This window comes from Parashewanella hymeniacidonis (genome assembly GCF_016900895.1).
Taxonomy (GTDB): Bacteria; Pseudomonadota; Gammaproteobacteria; order Enterobacterales; family Shewanellaceae; genus Parashewanella; species Parashewanella hymeniacidonis.
The window spans coordinates 1-4428 of sequence record NZ_JAFEUN010000187.1; the positions used below are offsets into that span (position 1 = coordinate 1).

At 41.1% G+C, this 4428-nt stretch carries 4 protein-coding genes and 2 pseudogenes; 4 read left to right on the forward strand and 2 right to left on the reverse strand.

The genetic code is table 11. From position 1 onward, the window contains the following. Positions 1-129: 129 nt before the first annotated feature. Both JQC92_RS21105 and JQC92_RS21110 read right to left on the reverse strand, forming a co-directional pair. Positions 130-807 (reverse strand): relaxase/mobilization nuclease domain-containing protein, encoded by a 678-nt coding sequence (locus JQC92_RS21105; protein ID WP_205001508.1) that lies wholly within the window; start codon positions 805-807, stop codon positions 130-132. Continuing rightward, positions 788-1324 carry a plasmid mobilization protein gene (locus JQC92_RS21110; RefSeq protein ID WP_205001509.1) on the reverse strand — a complete coding sequence of 179 codons (537 nt, stop codon included), beginning with the start codon at positions 1322-1324 and terminating at the stop codon, positions 788-790. The genes JQC92_RS21105 and JQC92_RS21110 overlap by 20 nt, the downstream gene beginning before the upstream one ends. Before the next feature lie 517 nt (positions 1325-1841). Here JQC92_RS21110 and JQC92_RS21115 point away from each other — a divergent pair. The 4 genes and pseudogenes from JQC92_RS21115 to JQC92_RS21130 all read left to right on the forward strand — a co-directional run. After that, positions 1842-2033, forward strand: coding sequence for a helix-turn-helix transcriptional regulator (locus JQC92_RS21115; protein WP_205001510.1), 192 nt, complete (start codon positions 1842-1844; stop codon positions 2031-2033). Positions 2034-2053: 20 nt separating this feature from the next. Further along, the gene (locus JQC92_RS21120; protein ID WP_205001511.1) at positions 2054-3766 is read left to right on the forward strand and encodes a DUF927 domain-containing protein; all 1713 of its coding nucleotides are present in this window, start codon (positions 2054-2056) and stop codon (positions 3764-3766) included. Positions 3767-3963: 197 nt separating this feature from the next. Next, positions 3964-4218, forward strand: a pseudogene (locus tag JQC92_RS21125) (type II toxin-antitoxin system Phd/YefM family antitoxin). Continuing rightward, positions 4211-4309 (forward strand): annotated as a pseudogene (locus JQC92_RS21130) (type II toxin-antitoxin system YoeB family toxin); the annotation flags it as partial. The pseudogenes JQC92_RS21125 and JQC92_RS21130, both read left to right, overlap by 8 nt. Between the last annotated feature and the right edge of the window lie 119 nt (positions 4310-4428).

The following is a 4428-nucleotide window of genomic DNA, read 5'->3' on the forward strand; positions in this document are numbered from 1 at the left end:
AAACTCCCTCTTTATCTTGGTTTTTTTGAGTTTGTACACAATGCTGGCCTACGAGGTAAAGGGCTGCTTGAGCCACTCATTCAACTATTGGTTACCTAGCAGTCTTGAACCCGATATGAGCCAAGCAAATTACAACTCCGACTCCAACTCCAACTCCAACTCAAGATCCCTCTCCCTCGAACTCCGAATCCTAAACACGCTTCGAGTCTGAGCTTTCAAACTTGGTGTAGCATCAGCGGCTATGCAAAGTTCTTCTAATTGATTCGCAAAATCTTCACGCCATTGCTGCGGTAAACCTTTCTTAATATGCAATCGCTTACCATCGAACCCCAAATTCCTAATGGTTAAATGAACGTGTGGGCTGTCGGTGTCGGTATGCAATGCCATAACGTAGCGGTGATTATCAGCAAAGTTCGATTTAGCAAACGAACGAACGGCTTGTTTCACCGCTTTAGGCTCAGTGCCGTTGGGCATGGACAGTACAAGATGAGTTGAATGTCTCGCATTTCTATTTTGCTGTGTGTATGAAGTCGTGTTTGAGTCTTGCCAGCTTTTGGCTAGTTCAGTTATTGCATTAGGCTGTTGAAATTTATGACCAAGCTCGTCCTCAATTTCGACATTACCGTTACGGCTTATGTAGTCAAAGTGGACTTGAGTATGACTGGCACTATGGCAAAAGCCGCTGACTTTCACCATCACTTGTGGCGGCTTGGAATTGTGAGAATAAGAGCGTCGAATTCGATTCGCTTTGGTGCTAATCCGGCCTGACAGTAGATCTGTATTTTGATTATGATGCCAGTGGTTCATTGGTTACACCCCAACGCTTACTGTTTTGTTGAACAAGCTGATCAACGCTAGCGATATGCTGCTCAAATTTGGCTTGTAGCCTTTCTATCATTTCTCTGGTGATTTTATCACTATGGCGATATTCAATATTCAGCACCCTTGCGATTTGATTAAGGTTACGCCCGATTGCGGCGAGCTGTCGATTGGAAGCATTAAGTGCATCGATTTCTTTAACTGACAGTACTGGCTTGTTGTTGAGTTTTGATAAAATTGCCGCCCGAACCCAGTGGCTTTGATTTAAGTAACCTTCATATTTGGCTTGTTCTTGTAGCATTTGCAGTGCGTGCTCAGATAACCGAACTGTTACCTTATTCGATTTAACTGCGTGAAACGGAGTCGCTAACTTGGCGATAGGTGATGAACGGTTGATGAGCATCCGCAACATATCAGACTGACTGATGCCGCTACTTTGGCAATACAGTAACCAGTTTTCTTTTTCCTCGTCCGTTAAACGAGTTTTTACCACATGATTAACCATATAAAACTCCTTTACTTTAAGTCTTCATCGTTATTGGTTATTTCATGTTTTTGGTGAAAATTCCAGCGCTTTTCAAGCTTAAAAGTAAATAAATGCTGGAAAGTACCAGAGGGAGACAAAATGGGTACCAAGCGCTGATTTTTTGCGAATCCTGCCATAGTAATTAGAGGTTATTTTTATCGATGATCGTGTTTTTTGTTTTAAAAGGGAGATAAAAAGAATTACGCCAAATAAAAAACATCAAAGCAGAATCTATCTAGCTTTCGATTTATAACGGGGGCATCAGGGGCAGCTTAATAAACAAATAGTTTTAGTTTAATAATTAAGGGGCGTGTCATAAATTATCATTGGGCAGAGTGGGACGCTGCATAAGTTATAAAAAAAGATAGATCAAAACGTTTAATTTGAGTTAATTTTGGCGACTCAAATTAAACCAAGAAGGTGTAGTGCTGATTATTGATTTTATGAAAAGCCTGAGAAAATTATAAGTGTTAAATAACGCTTATAGGAGCTCAGTATGTCGATATTTACTGAAGAAAAAATTTTACGTTTACCAGAAGTCAAAACCAAAACAGGTATTGCTCGCAGTACGATTTATAAATTGATAGCTGTAGGTGATTTTCCTGCGCCTGTTTCATTAGGTGCCAGAGCGGTTGGCTGGCTTGAGAGTGATGTTAACCAATGGATTGCTTCTCGTCGAAGTCATTAAGAGAATTAGAAGGTTTGCCTATGCAAGTTGTTCCTCAACCAATCAATCCATTGCCAAAAGAGTTTTATTATGACGATAAAACTAAATGGTTAATGCGCAGTGGCGAAGACAGCAACCCACCATTTCGTGTTTGCTCTTGGTTACAAGTTGAAGCTATAACTCGTGACACGACGGGTTCAAATTATGGTTACTTATTACATTGGGTTGATGATGATAATCGACCAAAGCGATGGGCAATGCCCGCTGAATTGCTTGCCAGTGACGGGACTCAATACAGACGTATCTTGCTGATGAAAGGGCTTAAGATCAGCAGCAAAGTTAAGGCTCGTCAGGCACTGACTTACTTTATTCAAAGAATGGGTGAGTTAGTACAAAAGCGAGTTTATAGCGTGTCGCATATTGGCTGGCATCAAAAGTCATTCGTTCACCCTCAAGTTACGTTTAAGCCTCAGTTCTCAAAAGATGAGTTTGTGCTGCAAACCATGAGTTCAACAATTGGAATGGGCAGGCAAGGCAGCAGCGAATTGTGGCGTAATAGCATTGGGAAATACTGCCAGCACAATACGGTGTTAAACCTCGGTATTTGTGCGGCTCTAGCTTCACCATTATTACGGCTGTGTGCTAGTGATGGTTTTGGTATTCACTTAGCGGGCGACAGCAGTATTGGTAAAACAGCAGCTATGTATCCAGCATTATCGATATGGGGTAAACCAAGCCGACTTTGTAACACTTGGCGTTCAACCGCTAATGGATTGGAAGGCACTGCACTCATGTTTAATGATTGCTTACTAGCGTTAGATGAAATTGGTGAAGTAGATGCAAAAGAAATTGGTGGTATTGCTTATATGCTTGCGAACGGCGAAGGCAAAAATCGCTTAAAAGATACGTGTGAAATTCGTCAGCCGCCAAGGTGGAAACTGGTCTTTTTATCGACGGGTGAAGTAACGCTTGAACACCTAATGGCAAGTGTTGGTAAGAACATCAAAGCTGGGCAGCAAGTACGGGTTATTGATTTACAAGCTGATGCTGGAATGGATATGGGCATTTTTGAACAAACCTATGATCAAACACCTGCTGAGTTTGCCGATTATTTAAAGCAGCAAAGCGAAGGTTGTTATGGCTGCATTTCTTATGATTGGCTTAATGAATTGGTGAATCGCCAAAACGAAGTTAGCCCTTTTTATCATGAGATCAGAAGCCGTTTTCATTGCGATATTCCCAAAGAGGCAGATGGTCAAGTAATGCGGGTTACCAACAAGTTTGCCTTACTCGCAGCTGCGGGCGAACTGGCCATTAAATGGAATATACTCGACTGGCAAACAGACTCTTGCTTTTATTCATGCCGCAAATTGTTTTTTAAATGGCTTGATAGTCGAGGTGGCGTGAATTCTGGGGAAGATCTACAAGCCATTGAGCGAGTTCGCAGCTTTATACAGCAATATGCTTCTAGCCGTTTTGCGGTTCTAAAAACAGGATGGAACTGTGAAGTACAAAACTGTGTTGGTGTTATTGATGCTCGGCCAGAGTATTCAACAGAGGAAGTCTATTGCTTTTATGCCAAAGATTGGCGAGAAGTGCTCAATGGCCTAAACGCCAGTCGAGCTGCTAGAGCGTTAGCAAATGCAGGGTATTTGCTGGCTGATACCGATAAACTGCAAAAGAAAGTGAAGTTAAAAGATGGCTCTAGACCACGTATGTACTGCGTTAAAAAAAGCATTCTCAACGAGCATTGATCATTCAGCCCCTAGTTTTCAGGGGCATAGCTTTTCTCTGTGCCCATAGTAACCAATTGATATTAAAAGCTTGCCCACAGTGACCCTGCTGCCCACGGGAATAGGAGATAATGAGTCTTATCGATATGTGCTGTAAACTGTACAAGTAAGATTGGTTCAATTATACTTGTACAATAAATGGTATATGTGAGGTTATTATGAGAATTGTCTCTTTTACTGAAGCTCGTAATAGTTTGAAGTCTGTTTTAGATCATGTGGTTGAAGATGCTGACACAACTGTTATTACTCGAAGAGATTCTGAAGATGCTGTTGTTATGTGATTAGAATACTACAACAGTTTAATGGAAACTGTTCATCTTTTACGCTCGCCAGAGAATGCTAACCACTTAAGTCGCTCAATTGCTCAATATCAAGCTGGTAAAGTAACTGCTCGAGACTTAATCGATGAGTAGTCGTCTACTTTCGTGGACTGATGAAGCTTGGTCTGATTACTTATATTGGCAAACTCAAGATAAGAAGACGTTGAAGCGCATCAATAAATTGGAACCCATCAAACATGGGTAACAAATTAAGAAGAAAAATCTGAGGAGAAAAGCTTTATTTTTGAGATAATAAGTCAACCACGACAACTATCAAAATAAAATGGCGATTCTGAACAAAAC

What these genes read in the sequence shown, in the direction of transcription:
- JQC92_RS21105 (WP_205001508.1), bottom strand. Translation starts at nt 807, where the DNA reads ATGAACCACTGGCATCATAATCAAAATACAGATCTACTGTCAGGCCGG.
- JQC92_RS21120 (WP_205001511.1), top strand. Translation starts at nt 2,054, where the DNA reads ATGCAAGTTGTTCCTCAACCAATCAATCCATTGCCAAAAGAGTTTTAT.
- JQC92_RS21110 (WP_205001509.1), bottom strand. Translation starts at nt 1,324, where the DNA reads ATGGTTAATCATGTGGTAAAAACTCGTTTAACGGACGAGGAAAAAGAA.
- JQC92_RS21115 (WP_205001510.1), top strand. Translation starts at nt 1,842, where the DNA reads ATGTCGATATTTACTGAAGAAAAAATTTTACGTTTACCAGAAGTCAAA.